Genomic DNA, 17,162 nt, shown 5'->3' with positions numbered 1-17,162 from the left:
GGCGGAGCCACCCGGCTAAATGTATTTTAGGAACCGCTGCGGGGCGTCCATGAACGAACGCCAGTTGCGCACGAGTTCAAGGTCTTCCCAACTATTCTGGCGCAACCCCCAAGGCCCCACTTCATAAATATCCGCGCCCGGCAGCGATGCCAGTACGGGGGAGTGCGTTGAGAGGATGACTTGGGAATCGCCCTCGTCCAACAATTGCGTCAGGACGCTCAACAGCGACAGGCAACCGGAGAAGGACAGCGCGGATTCGGGCTCATCGAGGACCCACAGGCCACCGCCGCGGAACCTGTCGATGATCAGGGCCAGAAATGATTCGCCGTGGGACATTTCGTGAAACTTTGCTTCAGGTAGTCCCCATATAGGGTTGTCCTCCAAGTAGCTGAAGAAGCCGTGCATGGTTTCGGCACGCAGGAAATAGCCGAATTTGCTGGTACCAATGTTGCGCGTGAGTTTCAGGTAGGAATGGAGATCGGATTCGGTGGGGCGGCTGTGGTGCCTGGCGCCGGTGGAACCGCCCTCGGGATTGACCCCAAATGCCATGGCGATGGCCTCAACGAGGGTCGACTTCCCGGAGCCGTTCTCGCCGACAAATACCGTGGCGCGGCCAAGATCCATCCCGTCACGCAGAATCTGCTGCACCGGTGCCAAGGTGGCTGGCCACACATCGGGGTCCGGCGGGCTGAAGTCGTTTATCCCCACATGGCGCACGGGCGTTTTACCGAAGATCATAGGGCCGCTTCCTCCTCGGGTGTTGCCAATCCTGCCACAAGCGCGACGGCGGGGAGCTTGCCTAATTCTGTGGGCACGAGGCGGATTTTGCTGGTGCGGTTCCCGCCACCCATGATGAGGTGGTCTTGTTCGAGGACGGCGTTGTCCACATAAATGGGCAGCCCCTCGATGCCGAAGGGGGTGACGCCACCAATCTGCATACCTGTGAGCTGCACTGTTAGTGCGGTGTCGGAGAGTTCGTCGGGGCAGGGGAGCACCTCATGGATGACTCCGTGCACTTCCAACGATTGGCGGACCTGAGGCATTAGCTGGGGTACTTCGTGGACGCTGGGCATAGTGACATCCTGCCAGCATCCCCCTACCCGCGTCCTGCCCAAGCCGTCATTAGGGGCTAGCCAGTGAGGGCTAGTAATAATGTGGCTGGTCTTCGGCGGGCTTGGCAGCCACGGCATCCAACCGCGGTTCGGCCAAAAGTTCAGCTATCGCTTCACTGCTGGCACCAACGCCTGCCCAGTGAGGGTCCACGTCATTGGCGATGCACCACGTATGATCGGCGGGCCAGATGAAGGCCGGATCAGGCATCCACGGCTGTCCGGGGGACTGGTCAGCAACGGCAATGTCCCAGCTTCCATTCTCCGCAACCTTTCCGCTGTACAAAAAGAACTCACGGTTGGGGACTTCGAAGCGGGCAGCGGGCATGTCAAATCCGAAGCCGTCCCAAAATGCGAAGAAGAGCTCATCCGGCGTCGAGGTGTGTTTGCGCAGGACGGACACCGCGATGGCCAGCCGTTCCGCTTCGGAAAGTGTCCCGCCGTAGGCCCCGGCTTCGTTTTCGGACTGTCCGACCCGGACGGGGTCGGAGATAAAACGTAGCCGGGCATGGCGTGGGAAGCCTGCCGGGCCAAAAGAGACTAATTCGGGCCAGAGCAGCTCAGAGGAACTGATCCAATCGGCTGCGGTCGCATCAGTGCTTGGTGTCAGGCTCATGGCTCAACCCTATCCATGGCCGCTGCAGTGCGTCCAGATTCTTCCCAGCCTTCTTGCAGGGTCTTGAGACCGCCGCAGGACCACCATTATTAGTTAGCAGAGGTAAGCAAATTCCCCTGCCCCGGAACTCTTCGAGGGGCTGACAAGGCATGCTTCAAGCAAAGCCGCAGGGTGTAAACAAAGGTATAAACAAGGGTGTGAACAAGCGGGCGGATCGACGAGCCCGGGACCTAGCCAAACCGCACTACAAGTGGATCGTCCTCTCCAACACCACCCTCGGCGTGCTGATGGCGACCATTAACGCCTCAATCCTGCTGATCGCCTTGCCCGATATTTTCCGAGGGGTGGGCATCAACCCCTTGGCACCGGGCAACACGAGCCTACTGCTGTGGCTGATCATGGGTTACATGGTGGTCACAGCCGTGCTGGTGGTCAGCTTTGGCCGGCTGGGCGACATGTACGGCCGCGTGAAAATGTACAACGCCGGCTTCGCCATCTTCACCGTGTTTTCGATCCTGCTGGCGGTGACATGGATGCAGGGCACCCCGGCCGTCATGTGGCTGATCATCATGCGCATCCTCCAAGGTGTTGGCGGCGCCATGCTGATGGCCAATTCCAACGCCATCATCACCGACGCCTTCCCTGTCGACCAGCGAGGCCTGGCCCTGGGCCTGAACCAGGTGGCCGGCATTGCTGGGTCCTTCTTAGGGCTCATCATTGGCGGGCTGCTTGGGCCCATCGGCTGGCGACTCGTGTTCCTCGTTTCAGTACCGGTGGGAGTCTTCGGAACCGTCTGGGCGTACCTGCGCCTGCACGACACTGGCAAACGCCGGCCGGCACGTCTGGATTGGTGGGGCAACATCACGTTCGCCGTGGGCCTGATTGCCGTCTTGGTGGGTATTACCTACGGCATCCAGCCCTACGGAGGGCACACTATGGGTTGGAGTAATCCGTGGATTCTGGCCGCGTTGATCGGCGGGGCGGCTGTCCTGGGCATTTTTGTGGGGGTGGAAAACCGGGTGGCCGATCCCATGTTCGAACTCTCGCTCTTCCGCATCCGCGCATTCACCGCCGGCAACCTGGCCAGTCTGCTCTCCGCCATTGGTCGTGGCGGGCTCATGTTCATTCTGATCATCTGGCTCCAAGGGATCTGGTTGCCGCGCCACGGCTACAGTTTCGCTGACACGCCCTTGTGGGCCGGGATTTATATGCTCCCGCTGACTGCCGGATTCCTGGTCGCCGGCCCCATCTCCGGTGCCATCTCGGACCGCCACGGCGCCCGGCTGCTCGCCACAGGCGGCATGGTGGTGGCCGCGCTGAGTTTCGGTTGGTTGCTGATCCTGCCCGTCAACTTCGACTATTGGACGTTCGCCCTGGCCCTGTTACTCAACGGTCTCGGCATGGGTTTGTTCGCAGCCCCCAACCGTGCCGGCATCATGAACGCCCTGCCACCTAACCACCGGGGTGTGGGCGCCGGCATGAGCACCACCTTCCAGAACTCCGCCATGGTGCTCTCCATCGGCATTTTCTTCTCCCTCATGGTCACCGGCCTGGCTCGAACCCTACCGGCGACCCTCAATGCCGGCCTGATGGCCCATGGTGTTGCCGCGGCCGACGCCGGACGGGTCGCCGGGCTGCCTCCGGTCTCCGTCTTGTTCGCCTCGTTGTTGGGCTACAACCCCGTCCAGTCCTTATTGGGCCCCACCGCGTTGGCTCAGCTTCCCGCGTCCGACGCCGCTTACCTCACCGGCCGCGGGTTCTTCCCCTCACTGATTTCGGGCCCGTTCGCCGACGGGCTCGCCGTGGCATTTGCTTTCGCCATCGTGGCATGTCTGGTGGCGGCCGTTGCGTCGGCACTGCGGGGCGGAAAATACGTGTACGGTGACGGAGTTGGTGACGGTCACGGAAACACGGCACGTGGCACACTAGACAAGGATTCGAAAGTATATTCTAACGTTTTTGTTGCTCATCCGGCGTTGACTTCTGGCGCTTCAGCGCAGCGCTCGCAGATAACGGCGTCGAACAAGCTTCTGCACCACCATCAACGCCGGGAAAAGGAAGCGCCAAGGTTGCTGCGGCGCCGCGCGCGTCAATGAGCGGATGGTCAAGAACACCTCATCACCGTCGCCAATACCGTTACGATGCACAATGAATGCTTCTTCACCACTGACAGGGTGTCCCGGCAAGGTACGGTACGAGAAGCCCACACGGTCTGGCGTGTTCACCACGGCTACTACCTCTACGGGTTCAATCACCCGTACGCCCCATAGCCCAGCAGTGACCTGTACGCGCTGATCTTCAGCGACGGGATCGGCTGTATTGACGGTGAAACCGCTGCGGGTTTTGACGGCCCATCGCAATACATCCTCGGAGGCGCGGTCCCATGCCTCCGTGCCACTTCCCACCGCACCGGTTACGGATGACACCCGGTAACCGGTGCTACGAGTGACCCCAGCAAGAGACCACTCTGCGATTCCGGGATGAGTCTTGCCTCGCCATAGGGAAGCAATGGCGTCCGTGGACATTGCCCATTCATGACCTTCCCTGCCGTGTGGACCTTCCGTACCCTGCAACCATCGCTGCCGCGGAGAGTTCAGCGCGTCAGGTACCTGCGAACCTGAGGGTTGTGTAGCCAGGTCACTGAGCCAGAACGTGGCGTCAGGGTCCCAGCCCGCCAAGACACTGGAGAACTCGCCATCAACGGCTATGGCGCGGCCGGCGGTGCTCAGGTAGCCGCCCATGGTGAGGTGAACGGCGTCGTACTTGTCTTTCAGGAGCGCCCAGTCCGGCACCAGCCAGCGCCCAGTGCGCCCCGTGGTCCGGAACCAATCGTGACGCTTGGAAGCTGTGACCTCCACGGCATGCTCACGGCACAACTGGGCCCATGCCTCAGGGGACTCGATCTCAAAGACTCGCGGGTCTGGGGTTGTCTCGAGATGCTCCACGTAGGCTTCCTCCTGCCCGAACCCGTCTTCAACTAGCCACAGTCCTACAGGGCCGCGCCCGTGCATCATGCGGGTGCTATGTCTCAGACCCTGCGGCGGCATGGACCACCACTGTCCGCTCCAGTTCGCGGCGGGGTCGGCGGGACGTTCCTTGGCGGCTCGGGCTTCCTCCGCCAGGGTGTCCAAGCGCCATTGAGCAAGCGTATCCGTGGAGTCCCTCAACTCGACGGGAGGCCCGGGCTCATCATCAACGAAGGTGACCGCCCATTGCCCGGCCGGGTCTAGGGGAGCCATCCACCACTCCACGAGCGGGGATGCCAGTAGGTGTTCGGCGAAGCGATGCAGCGCACGGCGCATGGGAGCGCTCGCAGCCAGGACGTCTTCACCGTCGGGCTCCTGCCAGTAGCGGGCAGAGTTCACCGTGGCGGTGAGGGCGGTCAGCAGCGATTTCTCGGTGAGCGGGGATACCGGAACGGCGTCCAACAGGGTTGCGGTCTCTTCTGCCGTGGGGTGTGGCGGATCTTCTGCACCGGGGCCAAAGAGGACCCGCGATTTCCCTTGGTCCGGCTCCATCTCATGCGCGGTATAGAACATGGCCGAGGCAAAAGCATTCTCCCCGGGACCGGCGCCTTCCGCAGCGGCAAGACCCGCCAGCTCCAAGCACAGTCGCCGTCCACGGGGGCCGGCAAGTAAGGTGTCAGGTTCCATGGCGGTGGAGTTCAGCGTCATGAGCCCAGCCTACGGGGGGAGGCGTCGGCGTGCGCGGGGGTGCCGTCAGCGTGCGGATCTAGCGCACCGCTAATCGAGCTGCACCCGGCAGCTCTTGCCAGTGGGTCTGCCGTTGACGGTGAACTCGATAGTTAAGTGCTTGACGGCGGCAGGTGGTTCTGGCACAAAAAACCAAGAACCGTCCCACTCTGTTCCTGTCCCCGCACTATGGCTGGCTACTAAGCGGTAGTCGGTGTCGTGGTTGTCAGTAATAGCGGGCTTCACGGCACTGAGCACCACCCCGCCGGGCATGAGGGGGCGCGCGCCTGCGGCTTCCTGGCCATGAGACTTACGCTCGAGAATCCACGACTCGATGGCAGCCGTGTAGGCGATGTCCAAATCCATGGTCACCCGACTGGTGACACCTACAAGATCCACCCGGATGCCACGCACATCGGGAACGTGGCCCATGTAGAAAGGAACCTCCGAGTTGGTTCTAACTCCGGCCAGGCGTACCTCGACGCCTTCATTGCTGGCCATGATCAGGTCTCCGGGCGCCCAAATAATTGTCGTCATGCTTCGAGACTAGCGAGGATGCGCCATCGAAACTAGGGAAGGTCCGGCGTCGGGCCTGGTAACGCGGCTAGGACACTGGCTTGTGCGCCGCCCATGCCGTCCTGTGTCCTCGAACGACCAAGTCCCCGCGGCGTTCTAACGATCCCGGTCCATCGCCCAACAGCACATCAAGGGCAGCCAGATCCACGGCGGAGGCCGACTCGGCGAGCGCCCCGCCGATCTTGCTCAGGAAGATGCGCCCGTAGCGGGCAGCCAACTCTTGGGTCGTACTGCCCGTAGTGGGGAAGTGACGGCGCTCAACGACGAATCCGGCACGCTCCAGCCCTGCCGTCCACTCGGGATACTGATTCCAGCCATTACTGGCCAACGCCGCATGGAGACGTGATTCCAGGCCAGATTCTACAACGTCCCCCTCCGTTGGGCTCTCCGGAAGGAAGCTGGGGAGGCTGTCCATCTCAACCACCAACAGCAGGCCGCCGGGGCTGAGATGGGTAAACATATCCGCCATGGTTCGCTCCGGATCGGCCAGTTCATGGAGCGAGGATGAAGCCCAGATCAGATCAGCCGTTGCGCTCGCAGGCCACCCCTCGTTCAAATTGGCTTGGATACCCGTGATGCGGCCATCAAGTCCATTCACTGCGGCCAACTCGAGGGTTTTTCCGAGCATCTGTGCCGACATATCCAGTGCTGTCACGTGAGCTGTTGGGAATCGACGGGCCAGGGCGAGGGAGCCGACGCCGGACCCGGCGCCTACGTCAATAATGGCCGCCGGTGTAGTCACGGCAAGCTCTGCCGCCCACGCCGTTGCCTCCGCCAAGTAGGAACCCAAAATGTGAGCGTCCAGATCCAACATTTGCGCCAGCTCGGCGTCGTTCGCATGCTCGTGACCATGGCCCTCATGGTTGCGGCCCGAGTGGCCATGATCCGGGGCGCCATGATGCGAGTGGCCGCTGCTGGCGTGGGATGGGAGCGGTTCATGTTTAGTCATGCTCCTACGGTAGCTTTCACATTCGTTAGCGGCATAGACTATTGCGCATGACGCAAGAATCCGATGTTGATTCAGTGATTCGCCAACGAATCCGTAGCCTGCGTGTGGCTCGTGGCTGGTCTTTGGACAGTCTCGCGGCGCGCTGTGGACTCAGTACCTCGACCCTGAGCCGCATCGAAACGGGTCACCGCCGGATTGCACTAGACCAACTCATACCCATCAGTCGAGCCTTAGACACCACCTTGGATGCGCTGGTGGAATCTTCAGCCGATGAGGACGTGGTAATCCGCCCACAACCCGGACAGTCACAAGGCCTAACAACCTGGATCCTCTCCAGCGACGACGGCCTGTACGGCAAAACGGTCGCCAAGCTCCGCATCACCCCCGACCGCCCCCAGCAGCTCGGTGTCCATCCCGGCCGCGACTGGTTCACCGTGCTCACCGGGATAGTGCGCCTAGAACTGGGGGAGCGCACCATTTTGGTTCACCCGGGGGAGGTGGCGGAGTTCTCCACCATGGTCCCGCATGCCATCTGTGCCCATGAGGCACCTGTGGAAATCCTCAGCATTCTCAATCACGACGGCGGACGGGCTCACCTTCACAGCGAATCCCACCTGTAGCGGTCATACGCGCAGCTAGCACTGGCGATAGCAACGGAGGTAGTAACAGAGGTAGCAACAAAAGCGTTCCTGAGTCGATTGCTCAAGAAATATCGCGCTCAAAAACATTGTAATGATACATTGATACAAGCAATCAATTTGAGGAGCCCAATGCCAACTGACTCAGTATTCCTATGGATCGCCACGGGGATAATCTTCCTCATCATCTTGGGCAATTTGCTGGCGGCTCAAAGCAAACGCGTGCAACGCAAGGAAGTGTTCACCTTTTGGCAGCGGGTGGGGCTACCGATGGCGACGGATGAAATCAATGCCTCCGTCAGCCGCAGGCTCCATCGCAGTGCCACGGCATCAATGTTTGGGGCACTGGCAGGCGCTCTCGTTGCGTCCTGCATCTTGTTTCTGACGCCGGAGCCAGACTTTAGCTTCAGCTATTCGTGGCTGGTGGTGTTGCCCGCAGTCCTGATTGGAATGAACGTCTTTGACGTTGCCTTGGCACTTCGGGATTCTCTATTCACCAAGCGGCCGGATGCCCCTCGACTGGCTAGGGCCATGTCCATCTCACCAGCGGACTACCTGAGTCCATGGCGGGTTCGAATGGCTCCGCTACTGATCATTTTGGCGGGACTGGTGTTCGTCGTTGCTTTGGTGCTCGGCGCGATGGAGGCAATCAGCTTGAGTGCCTTTTGGGGCAGTATGGCTTTATCATCCCTGGCGGTAGCGGTGCTAGCGCTGCTGGGCGCGGTCTTGGTGTCCCGCAGAATTGTGCAGACGCCCCAGCCCGTCAGTGATCCCTTGGAGCTCGCGTGGGCCGACGCCATCCGGGCAGACACTTTCCGAAAGCTCCATCTGCTGACGGCAAGCGTTGCGTGGCTGGCTCTTGGTGCGGGTGCCCTCGGCGTGACCGAGGCTATGGAGCCCAGCCTTGCCGTCTCGGCGGGGCTCAATCTTGGCCAGTTAGTCATCTCTTGGGGATTCCTCGCCATTCTTCTAATGTTCACTTATGGCAGCTCCCACAGTTACTTCCGGTATCGGTTGTGGCCGAAGATTTTGATGGATACCGAAGCCACCACGAGCGGCGAACGCTAACCATGCTGAGCGTTGATCCCCGTTCGGCAGTGCCACCGTTCGAACAAATCCGGATTCAAATCCTCCGACTCATCAGCCAGGGCGAACTCATTCCTGAAACCAGGCTGCCGACCGTTCGGAAACTCGCCGCGGATCTCGGATTAGCGCCCAATACTGTGGCCCGGGCGTATCGCGAACTTGAGCTCAACGGAGCCATTGAGACCCGCGGCCGGCACGGCACCTTCGTCTCTGTGCACGAGGATCCCATCCCACGTCAGGCGCAGAAGGCCGCTGAAGAATACGCCCACCAAATCCGCTCCCTGGGACTCGGCAATCAGGACGCCATCGCCTACCTCCATGCGGCGCTGGGGATGGGAACGGCAGGTCTGGGAACTGAAAAGCTGGGAGCACCTGAACCCCCGCGTTGAGCTGGCGCGAACGGAGGCGAGAAGCACAACGCCGTGACTCGCCTGCGTGCCTCTCGCCCGTGTGCCTTAAGATGGGCAGAATGGTTCCCATCGCGCGTCGACCGCACCCTCTTTCGCTCAGCAAGCCGGAATTGGCGCTGCTGGCCATCACGGCCGTGTGGGGTGGCACCTATCTGGTGGTGCACTTGGCCATGCGGTACAGCGGGCCGATGTTCTTTGTGGGCCTGCGCTTCGCCGTCGCAGCTTTAGTCGCGTGCCTGATCTTCCGCCGCGTCCTGCGGGGGATGAGCCGGGCCGATCTGGGCGCCGGGGCCGCGATTGGGGTCATGATCTTCTTCGGTTATGGCCTTCAAACCGTGGGGCTGCAAACCATCAGCAGCAGTACCTCGGCTTTTCTCACAGCACTCTTCGTTCCCCTAGTGCCCTTTCTGCAGTGGGCGGTCTTCCGGAAGCGGCCTCACACCATGGCCTTCATCGGGGCGGCGCTGGCGTTTGCCGGACTGGTGATGTTGGCTGGTCCAGATGCCTTCCAGGTCGGGTTGGGCCCAGGCGAGGTGGCCACCCTGGTGAGCACCGTGGCCATTGCAGGAGAGATCGTGCTGATCAGCCTCTTTGCCCCGAAGGTCAATTTAGGCCGCGTCACGGTGGTGCAATTGCTGGTGTGCAGCGTGCTGTCATTCTTGGCTATGCCAGTCACTGGCGAATCCATCCCGCAGTTCTCCTGGGTATGGCTTGTGGCCGGAGTGGGCCTGGGTCTTGCCAGTTGCCTCATTCAGTTGACCATGAATTGGGCGCAGAAATCGGTTGATCCCACGCGGGCCACCATCATTTACACGGGGGAGCCCGTATGGGCAGGCGTCATCGGACGCATCGCGGGGGACCGGTTGCCAGCTCTAGCCCTGGTGGGCGCAGTGCTCATTGTGCTTAGCGTGCTGGTCAGTGAGCTCAAACCCATGAGCCGTAAACCCTCAGGCAATCCCTCCTCTATGGTGGAGCTGCCCGCCGTCCACAAGAGTCCAGGGGAGTAACACCACTCGTCAGTAATGAACCATCCGCCGAGGGTATTCACCTCAGCTAGCCAACCGCGTAGTGTGTTTTTGGGGACGTGAAACTCAACCACGCAGGAGATGATTTCCCTTGACAACGCTCAGTAATCGACCGAATACGGCGCTGCTTGTGATCGATGTTCAAAATGACGTGATGGCCGAGAGCTACAATTCCGAAGCGGTCATTGCCAATATTAAATCCCTCGTTGACAAGGCACGTTCGGCCGGAACTGCCGTGGTGTGGGTGCAGCACTCGGACGCCGAGCTGGTCCCGGGCAGCGAGGGTTGGCACTACGTCCCAGAACTCGTCCGGCTGGAAAGCGAGCCGCTGGTTCCGAAGATGTATGGAGATTCCTTCGAAGGCACTGCTCTGGAAGAGGTGCTGGCACACAAGGGCGTCGGAAAGCTCGTCGTCGCCGGGGCTCAGACCGATATGTGCATTCGCTCCACCATCCACGGAGCCTTCGCCCGGGGCTATGATGTCACGCTGGTCAGTGACGCTCATACAGGAGCAGACCTCACCGATTGGGGTGCGCCGTCCCCGGAGCTGGTCATTGTTCATACCAACCTGTATTGGGACAATCAGAAGGCTCCGGGTCGGACAGCGTCAACGGTGGAGACAGCTGCGGTACAGTTCGCGCCATAACCCACGGAACCGCTGCTGGATATTTTCGTGACCCGCTGCCAGAAATATTCGACGGCGGTGAACCCTCGGTGCCGCTGTGCCGTTTGCTGGATATGGAACCGTCCTGGTTCCACCAGCCACGTCACATCGGCCACGGGAGCCTCCCATGAAATCTCACACCAGACTGTGGATTGCCGTCAGAGCCTTAGCACTGGCACTGCCACTGGCACTCCTGACTGCCTGCGGCAGCTCCACCGCTCCGGCAGGTTCACATGACACAAGCCCCAACCCCGCCTCGACCACCAGCGATCTTCATACGGCGAGCACCACCTTGGGCAAGGTGTTGGTCAACGGGGCCGGAATGACTGTCTACTTCTTCGATCACGACACACCCCAAGAGAAGGCCAGCACCTGTTCGGGCCCCTGCGCCAGCCTGTGGCCGGCGGTCAGTACCAGTAGCATGGTGCCCACCATCACTGGAGTCACCGGAACCGTCGGTACCATCACAGGGGTCGACGGCGCCGCGCAAGTCACGCTCAACGGCCTACCCCTGTACACCTATGCAGCAGACAAGAATCCCGGGGATGTCTCGGGCCAAGGTTACGGTGGAATTTGGTGGGTCATCGGGGCCGACGGCGCCAAGGTCACCCATGCCCCGACAGTCACTCCAACCCCGGCGCTCACATCCGCTCCGGCACAGATCGGTAGCGGATACTAGAGTCACAACCTCTCTGGTTCCTGCGGGAGGTGAACCGGCAGACCTTACGGGGCCGCGCTGAGCAGCGTGGCCCCGCTGCTGTCCCGGATATCCAGCCGTGCGATAGATTGCGCCGGGGTGGCAGTTGCTGCGGCGGGTGTCACCTCACTGCCTGGGCCGGCCGTCCAACTAGCCACGGTGGTCTCCGCCCCGGCGGCAGACACCATCACCAGCACATAATCCTGGCCCGCCGGATCACCTGCGTACGCAGCTCCCTGAGCGTAGTTGCAGTGCCAACTAATTTGCGTGCCCCAAGGATAACTGGACAGCGTACCCGTCGCGGTAAGTCCACGCGGCGAGGTACCGACGAACGCGAGAGGCACGCTCGAGGAGGCACTACTGACAGCCGACGACGGGGGAGTGGTACCGGAGTTAATCCCGGTGGTGATGGCCGCCGTCGTACCTGCCAAGATGATGGAAGCGGCTGCCGCAGCCAAGGTAAAGCGGCGACGCCTGCGGGCAAGATGCGCGGCCAATCCGGCATAGAGCGGTGCAACCACGGGCGACGGCGCGTCAGATGCCGACGCTGCTGCTGCAGCATTTTCAGCACGGCTGAGCGCCAGCAAAGTTGGCATCCCGGACAACGCCGCCACCTGATGCTGGCACGCCGAACAGCCCGAAAGATGCTGCTCATATTCACGGCGCTGGGCCGCGGGCAGGGAGCCGAGCACGTAAGCCGCATCCCAGAGCACATAAGGATCCGAGGTATCCATCAGCCGCTCACCCCTCTTTCTTCAAGTGCCAGACGCAGCGCCCGCAAGCCGTAGTGCAGCCGGGATTTGACGGTTCCCTCAGGGATCTCCAGTGCCGCCGCGATCGACGTTGTGTCCTTGCCTCCGTAGTACGCCTGCCGGATCACCTCACGATGCTCCGGGGTGAGGGTGGCCAGGGCGTCACCCACCAGCCAGGCGTCGAGAATCCTTTCGCTCTGATCATCGTCGGGGGTTTCGGGCGGCTGGGCCGTGCCAAACTCGTGCCGATGGCGGGCGCTGCGCCAGTCGTCAATCACCAGATTCCGGGCCACGGTGAACAACCAGGCCCGCAGAGCGTTGGGTTCCCGCGCCAAAACCTCTGGATGCTGCCAGGCACGCAGCAGGGTTTCTTGGACCACGTCCTCTGCCTGCGCCCGGTCATGCACCAGCCGCATCACAAAGCGCCAGAGCAACTGGGCATAGTCGCCGTGCAACTCGCGCAGTGCCTGCTGCTGATCCAGATGCATCCAATCCTCCTGCCGCTAATACGCAGTATGGGCCCGGATAGTTCAGCTGGCCAGAAACTGTTTATTGACGCACTGCTTTGCTGTGGCGAAGCCTGAAAAGTCCGACGACGGCCAGGGCGGCACCCGCTGCTTGGGCAACGGCGCTGAGTGATTTTTGAAAGAACCAAACGGGCTCATACATGGCAGGGAAGGGACCCAAAGCCGGAACATCGATGTAGCGGTAGACCAGGACGGCAACGAGGCCACCGCCAGCCACCACTAGTGCTGTTGCATAGGCAGGGCGGCTGCCACGGATCAGAACGTACAAGCCCGCGAGTATTGCCGCTGCGGCCTCAATGCGGAACAAGTTTCCTTGCCCAATGCCACCGGGGATGGCTTCTTGATAATACGGAGCAAGTTGCAGGTGCACCACAGCGTTAAGGGATAGCGCTGCAGGAACCACTAGTCGCAGGGTGGTATTGAGAGGATTGTGGCGTTGTGGAATCGGTGCACTCATGAGGTGACCCACGCTTCCCTGTTGATGCGGGTTGATGCGGGCAAAAGTTGCCTTCATCCAGAGATACGTCAGGGGAGTGGGATTGGTTCACGGCACAATTGGGAATAGAGATTCGCCATAGCAATGGATATCAAACTAAGCATTGCTATGATTGACTCATGCCAACGGATAAAATCGACGCTCCCTGGCCATCGCTGGGCTATGAAGAACGTCCCTGGCAGAGCCTTCAAGACGCGTACGGCTCACGAACGCAGAAGCGCCCCACCACTGGGCCGTACCTGGCTGCGGTGCCACCCTTCATTGCCGATCTGAGATTCCATCTCGATGGCGAGCTACAGGCACTGACGGAAGAGGCCGCTAGCGAACTCGCCCGATTCGATGCAGAGGTTGGACAAGTTGCGGCGCCGTTCGCATCGATTCTCCTACGCACCGAAAGTGCGTCCAGCTCAGAAATTGAGAACTTAAGCAGCGGAGCGCGGCAGATCGCCTTGGCAGAGCTCGGGGCCCATTCATCGCGGAATGCGCAGCTGATCGTGGGCAACGTCAGAGCCATGCAAGCTGCCCTGAACCTGGCCGAAACCATTGACGGCCCGGCGATCTTGGAAATACACCGCGCATTGCTCGAGGAAAGTCGCCCCGACATCGTCGGTCACTGGCGCCAACAGCAGGTGTGGATAGGCGGCGGGAGTCTGGGTCCGCATACAGCCCAATTCGTCCCACCCCATCACGACCGTGTTGCTGAACTGATGGACGACTTTGCTGCTTTCGCCAATCGTGTAGATCTGCCTGTGCTTGCACAGACGGCGATTGCCCATGCCCAATTCGAAACGATCCATCCGTTTCCGGATGGCAACGGCAGGGTGGGCCGTGCGCTCATCCAGGCGATGTTGCGCGGAGGGCAGCTAACACGCAATGTGGCAATTCCAGTCTCCGCAGGTTTGCTCCAGGACACAGGCAGCTACTTTGATGCCTTGAGCGCTTACCACACAGGGGATATTGCACCGATTGTCCGCTCTATTGCCGAGGCCTCGTTTGCGGCGGTGCACAATGGCCGCACTCTCGTGGCGGACCTTGAAACCATCCAGCGCGGCTGGAGCGATCTCGTTCAGGCGCGGCGAGATTCCTCAGCTCACCGACTCCTGGGCATACTGCTTCGCCAGCCAGTTCTTGACAGTGCTGCTGCGGCAACTCAACTTGGTATCTCGACCGTCAACGCCCAAGTCGCCATCAACCGCCTGGTTGACGCTGGCATCCTGAGTCAAATCTCAACCGGAAAGCGCAACCGCATTTGGTTGGCGAAGGATATTGTGGGCGCCCTTGACGAGTTTACCGCCCGAGCTAGGAGGCACCACTAGGATTTAGGGATACTTGATACTCCCCTTGAGCTGCAGCCCGTCTATGAGACGTCCGACGGCGTAGCACCCCAGTCAGTTTGGGAGGAGGTTGCGGCGGTGTTCAGTGCAGCGTTCTCTGTTGCACCATATTAGGAGGACTCGGATTCACTGGCTGAGATAGCCGACTGGGCCCAGGCCTGCTTGCTCTTGTTTGCGGACGGCTCTCGATAGCTCGAGGGCGGGGAGAGTTGTTGGATTTGCGCTAGTCCACGGGCTTGAGGGCGATCCCTCCTGGGAGGGAACTCTCTCAGCGATGATCACCACGGATGTTCGGATCGAGAATATGGTCTTGGCTCCGAGCAATACAGTGGTGGTGCATGAACTAGCAGTCGATTCCGACTATCGGGGCCAGGTCAGAGCCAAGTCCTGCCTAGCCTCGGCGCTCGAGAATCGCACCGAATCTAGTATTGTCCTGGGCGTCTATGAGCGGGCCGAGGATGCGCGTTCTGATTGCTGATCAACAGAAACGACTCCCGCCGTCGCTCTTCACTTGATACAGTGCCGCCTATGCCCATAAAACTCGAGAACGTCTGTATCGCCGTACGGGACCTCGACGCGACTATCGCCTTCTTTACCGACCTTGGACTGACCCTCGTAGGTCGGGACACAGTCAGTGGAGAGTGGGCCGACACCGCCGTCGGACTAGATGGCAACCATGCCAAAATCGCGATGATCCAAACACCAGATGGCACCGGTCGGATTGAGCTCTTCGAGTACATTCACCCTGACGCCATTCAAACTGAGCCCACGTTGCCCAACGAAATCGGCATGCATCGCGTTGCTTTCTCTGTTGACGATATCGACGCCGCACTCAAAATTGCCGCGAGTCACGGCTGCTACCCGCTTCGTGGCGTGGCCAACTACCAGGACATTTACAAACTCAGTTATGTCCGTGGCCCTAGCGGCATCATCGTAATGCTCGCTGAGGATCTGACTAGAAGCTAAGACGGGCCAGTCACGGAATAACTGCGTTTGATTTTGGCAGTTACACGTCCCCAATCACTGGCTTTAACGCGCGCTTGGTGCAACTCAAAAGCGCTAGCGTCTTGGAAACGCTCGGAGACATTCCAGACCCATGGATCTTCGCTTTGTTCCACGGAGAAGGAAATGCACCCTGATTCGGCAAGCGTCAATTCAATATGTCGAGGTAGGAACTCCTGGACCGCTGCCAGCTCATCGCTGCCCCCACATATCAATTGTCCAGTCAAAGTAATAGGTTTCACGAGATAGCTCCCATTGTGGGCTGGCTCAGCCGAAAGGCAGCTGTGATGTGGGGAAAGCTAACTAGGCCAGTTTCTGGTGAACGGGCCAGTTCGCCCAGTAAACGTATTCGTTCCAGGACGTTTTCTTGATCGGGTCTCTGAGAAACGAAAGTCCATGAGCTGGCAAGCCCAATGAGCTGCTCTAGGGACAGCTCGTAATTGAAGGGGAATTCTTTGCGATCAAAGGTGCCACGCCCGGCAAACTCTCGAGGTACGCTTCGGGTTTGGTCGGGAGGAGAACCGCCCGGCTCCACGATTGCGGCAAGCTCCTTCACCCATTCGCTGCTGCGATCCCAAGTATGCCAAGCCATACTCATCATGCCGTCTTCCCTCAGCACGCGATCACATTCATGTAAAGCCAATGTAGGTTCAACCCAGTGCCAGGCTTGGAGGCAGATAATGGCGTCAACACTTTGATCGTCCAAAGGGATGTCTTCCGCGGAGCCGCTGGCAGTGGTGATTCGACTCGCAGTTACGGACGAGAGCTGCTCACGACTCTTTCGGAGCACCGAGAGCATGTCTTCAGCTGTATCAACCGCGGTGACGGAGTGTCCGAGAGCTGCAATCGTGCGGGTACCTAGACCAGTCCCAGCTCCTAGATCCAAGACTGCTAGGGGGCGATCATCCGGCGGTGATCCTAACAGCCACGAAATCACCTCCGACGTCCAAATGGGGCGAACAGCATCATGGCGCACAGCCGTGCCGCTGGGCGCTGATGGCCCGTCAACAATCTGAATCATGCATGCCAGTCTAGCCAGCTGAAGGTTGCAGCCGGCGCAGGAATGGGCTAGTGGGGCAGTAGTTCTAAGCGATTTTCAAGCTTGCCTGATGCATTTCGCACTTTTGAGTCCGAGGTCTGCAGCCAACCCGATCTGGTGTAGGTAGTGATGGCTCGGGTGTTGTCCGCAATGACCCACAATTCAAGTGAAGCGGCGCGTTCCAATGCGAAGTGTTGGATGTCGGCCAGCAGGGCGCGGGCGATGCCGTCGCCCCACATTTGGGGCGCGGTTGCCAAGTAGAGCACCTCAAAGGAATTGGTTCGTGGGCCAAGGACGAGAAGGTAGAACCCGACGATCGACGTCGCTTTACGTGCAATGTGTAGCGTAGCTCCGGTCTGGCTCAACGCTTGGTGAATACCCGGCAGCTTGTCGTCAGCACGAGGTATGGAGGGGAGTCGGTCCCGCTCGGCCGTAGCAGCTGCCCAAATCTGCGCAGCTCCGAGTTCAGCGTCGAGCCCGCGTTCGATCGCGATCTCTACTAATTCCTCCACGGTGCAATCATCTGTCATTGCGGGGGAGTGGCCCAACT

22 protein-coding genes are annotated in these 17,162 nt (G+C 60.3%); 10 read left to right on the top strand and 12 right to left on the bottom strand.

Annotated features, from left to right (window positions below; all coding sequences use genetic code 11):
- Positions 1 to 15: 15 nt before the first annotated feature.
- The 3 genes from AB0P14_RS09140 to AB0P14_RS09130 form a co-directional block, all read right to left on the bottom strand.
- A complete protein-coding gene (locus tag AB0P14_RS09140; protein WP_363840737.1) occupies positions 16 to 738 on the bottom strand; it encodes an AAA family ATPase in 723 nt (240 codons plus the stop codon).
- Positions 735 to 1,073 carry a YbaK/EbsC family protein gene (locus AB0P14_RS09135; RefSeq protein WP_363840734.1) on the bottom strand — a complete coding sequence of 113 codons (339 nt, stop codon included), beginning with the start codon at positions 1,071 to 1,073 and terminating at the stop codon, positions 735 to 737. The genes AB0P14_RS09140 and AB0P14_RS09135 overlap by 4 nt, the downstream gene beginning before the upstream one ends.
- 70 nt (positions 1,074 to 1,143) lie before the next feature.
- The gene (locus AB0P14_RS09130; RefSeq protein ID WP_363840731.1) at positions 1,144 to 1,725 is read right to left on the bottom strand and encodes a hypothetical protein; all 582 of its coding nucleotides are present in this window, start codon (positions 1,723 to 1,725) and stop codon (positions 1,144 to 1,146) included.
- Positions 1,726 to 1,922: 197 nt separating this feature from the next.
- Here AB0P14_RS09130 and AB0P14_RS09125 point away from each other — a divergent pair, with 197 nt between their 5' ends.
- A complete protein-coding gene (locus tag AB0P14_RS09125; RefSeq protein WP_363840728.1) occupies positions 1,923 to 3,821 on the top strand; it encodes an MFS transporter in 1,899 nt (632 codons plus the stop codon).
- Here the strand turns inward: AB0P14_RS09125 and AB0P14_RS09120 are convergent.
- The 3 genes from AB0P14_RS09120 to AB0P14_RS09110 all read right to left on the bottom strand — a co-directional run bounded on the left by AB0P14_RS09120 (position 3,717) and on the right by AB0P14_RS09110 (position 6,942).
- Positions 3,717 to 5,399: a DUF1990 domain-containing protein gene (locus AB0P14_RS09120; protein WP_363840725.1), complete on the bottom strand. Its 1,683-nt coding sequence runs from the start codon at positions 5,397 to 5,399 to the stop codon at positions 3,717 to 3,719. The two genes, AB0P14_RS09125 and AB0P14_RS09120, sit on opposite strands and share 105 nt — an antisense overlap.
- A gap of 69 nt (positions 5,400 to 5,468) precedes the next feature.
- Entirely contained in the window at positions 5,469 to 5,954 is a 486-nt protein-coding gene (locus AB0P14_RS09115) for a hypothetical protein (protein ID WP_363840723.1), read from the bottom strand.
- Between the two features lie 67 nt (positions 5,955 to 6,021).
- Positions 6,022 to 6,942: a class I SAM-dependent methyltransferase gene (locus AB0P14_RS09110; protein ID WP_363840720.1), complete on the bottom strand. Its 921-nt coding sequence runs from the start codon at positions 6,940 to 6,942 to the stop codon at positions 6,022 to 6,024.
- Positions 6,943 to 6,989: 47 nt separating this feature from the next.
- Between AB0P14_RS09110 and AB0P14_RS09105 the strand changes: the two genes are divergently transcribed.
- The 6 genes from AB0P14_RS09105 (at position 6,990) to AB0P14_RS09080 (ending at position 11,444) form a co-directional block, all read left to right on the top strand.
- On the top strand, positions 6,990 to 7,562 hold the full coding sequence (locus AB0P14_RS09105) for a helix-turn-helix transcriptional regulator (RefSeq protein ID WP_363840717.1): 573 nt from the start codon (positions 6,990 to 6,992) through the stop codon (positions 7,560 to 7,562).
- A 150-nt stretch (positions 7,563 to 7,712) separates the two neighbouring features.
- On the top strand, positions 7,713 to 8,648 hold the full coding sequence (locus AB0P14_RS09100; RefSeq protein ID WP_363840714.1) for a hypothetical protein: 936 nt from the start codon (positions 7,713 to 7,715) through the stop codon (positions 8,646 to 8,648).
- Between the two features lie 2 nt (positions 8,649 to 8,650).
- The gene (locus AB0P14_RS09095; RefSeq protein ID WP_363840711.1) at positions 8,651 to 9,055 is read left to right on the top strand and encodes a GntR family transcriptional regulator; all 405 of its coding nucleotides are present in this window, start codon (positions 8,651 to 8,653) and stop codon (positions 9,053 to 9,055) included.
- A gap of 80 nt (positions 9,056 to 9,135) precedes the next feature.
- Entirely contained in the window at positions 9,136 to 10,083 is a 948-nt protein-coding gene (locus AB0P14_RS09090) for a DMT family transporter (RefSeq protein ID WP_363840708.1), read from the top strand.
- A gap of 148 nt (positions 10,084 to 10,231) precedes the next feature.
- Positions 10,232 to 10,747: a cysteine hydrolase family protein gene (locus tag AB0P14_RS09085; RefSeq protein WP_363841426.1), complete on the top strand. Its 516-nt coding sequence runs from the start codon at positions 10,232 to 10,234 to the stop codon at positions 10,745 to 10,747.
- Positions 10,748 to 10,892: 145 nt separating this feature from the next.
- Positions 10,893 to 11,444 (top strand): hypothetical protein, encoded by a 552-nt coding sequence (locus AB0P14_RS09080; RefSeq protein ID WP_363840706.1) that lies wholly within the window; start codon positions 10,893 to 10,895, stop codon positions 11,442 to 11,444.
- A gap of 44 nt (positions 11,445 to 11,488) precedes the next feature.
- On the opposite strand, the gene AB0P14_RS09075 is transcribed toward AB0P14_RS09080, so the two are convergent.
- The 3 genes from AB0P14_RS09075 to AB0P14_RS09065 all read right to left on the bottom strand — a co-directional run bounded on the left by AB0P14_RS09075 (position 11,489) and on the right by AB0P14_RS09065 (position 13,255).
- On the bottom strand, positions 11,489 to 12,196 hold the full coding sequence (locus AB0P14_RS09075) for a zf-HC2 domain-containing protein (protein ID WP_363840703.1): 708 nt from the start codon (positions 12,194 to 12,196) through the stop codon (positions 11,489 to 11,491).
- A complete protein-coding gene (locus AB0P14_RS09070) occupies positions 12,196 to 12,702 on the bottom strand; it encodes a sigma-70 family RNA polymerase sigma factor (RefSeq protein ID WP_363840700.1) in 507 nt (168 codons plus the stop codon). The genes AB0P14_RS09075 and AB0P14_RS09070 overlap by 1 nt, the downstream gene beginning before the upstream one ends.
- A gap of 61 nt (positions 12,703 to 12,763) precedes the next feature.
- On the bottom strand, positions 12,764 to 13,255 hold the full coding sequence (locus AB0P14_RS09065; protein ID WP_363840697.1) for a hypothetical protein: 492 nt from the start codon (positions 13,253 to 13,255) through the stop codon (positions 12,764 to 12,766).
- A 101-nt stretch (positions 13,256 to 13,356) separates the two neighbouring features.
- Here AB0P14_RS09065 and AB0P14_RS09060 point away from each other — a divergent pair, with 101 nt between their 5' ends.
- The 3 genes from AB0P14_RS09060 (at position 13,357) to AB0P14_RS09050 (ending at position 15,537) form a co-directional block, all read left to right on the top strand.
- The gene (locus AB0P14_RS09060) at positions 13,357 to 14,553 is read left to right on the top strand and encodes a Fic family protein (protein ID WP_363840694.1); all 1,197 of its coding nucleotides are present in this window, start codon (positions 13,357 to 13,359) and stop codon (positions 14,551 to 14,553) included.
- A 292-nt stretch (positions 14,554 to 14,845) separates the two neighbouring features.
- Positions 14,846 to 15,049 (top strand): hypothetical protein, encoded by a 204-nt coding sequence (locus AB0P14_RS09055; protein ID WP_363840691.1) that lies wholly within the window; start codon positions 14,846 to 14,848, stop codon positions 15,047 to 15,049.
- Between the two features lie 50 nt (positions 15,050 to 15,099).
- Complete coding sequence (locus AB0P14_RS09050; protein WP_363840689.1) at positions 15,100 to 15,537, top strand: VOC family protein; 438 nt, start codon at positions 15,100 to 15,102, stop codon at positions 15,535 to 15,537.
- Here AB0P14_RS09050 and AB0P14_RS09045 read toward each other — a convergent pair.
- From AB0P14_RS09045 to AB0P14_RS09035, 3 genes are read right to left on the bottom strand one after another with little or no spacing between them, the layout of a single operon-like run.
- Positions 15,534 to 15,815 (bottom strand): antibiotic biosynthesis monooxygenase, encoded by a 282-nt coding sequence (locus AB0P14_RS09045; RefSeq protein WP_363840686.1) that lies wholly within the window; start codon positions 15,813 to 15,815, stop codon positions 15,534 to 15,536. The genes AB0P14_RS09050 and AB0P14_RS09045 overlap by 4 nt on opposite strands.
- Complete coding sequence (locus AB0P14_RS09040; protein ID WP_363840683.1) at positions 15,812 to 16,594, bottom strand: class I SAM-dependent methyltransferase; 783 nt, start codon at positions 16,592 to 16,594, stop codon at positions 15,812 to 15,814. Before AB0P14_RS09040 ends, AB0P14_RS09045 begins: the two co-directional genes overlap by 4 nt.
- 47 nt (positions 16,595 to 16,641) lie before the next feature.
- Positions 16,642 to 17,124, bottom strand: coding sequence for a GNAT family N-acetyltransferase (locus AB0P14_RS09035; RefSeq protein WP_363840680.1), 483 nt, complete (start codon positions 17,122 to 17,124; stop codon positions 16,642 to 16,644).
- Positions 17,125 to 17,162 lie beyond the last annotated feature (38 nt).

The sequence above is a fragment of the Specibacter sp. NPDC078709 genome (assembly GCF_040686795.1).
Classification (GTDB): Bacteria; Actinomycetota; Actinomycetes; order Actinomycetales; family Micrococcaceae; genus Specibacter.
This window is presented reverse-complemented; position numbering and strand designations above follow the sequence as displayed.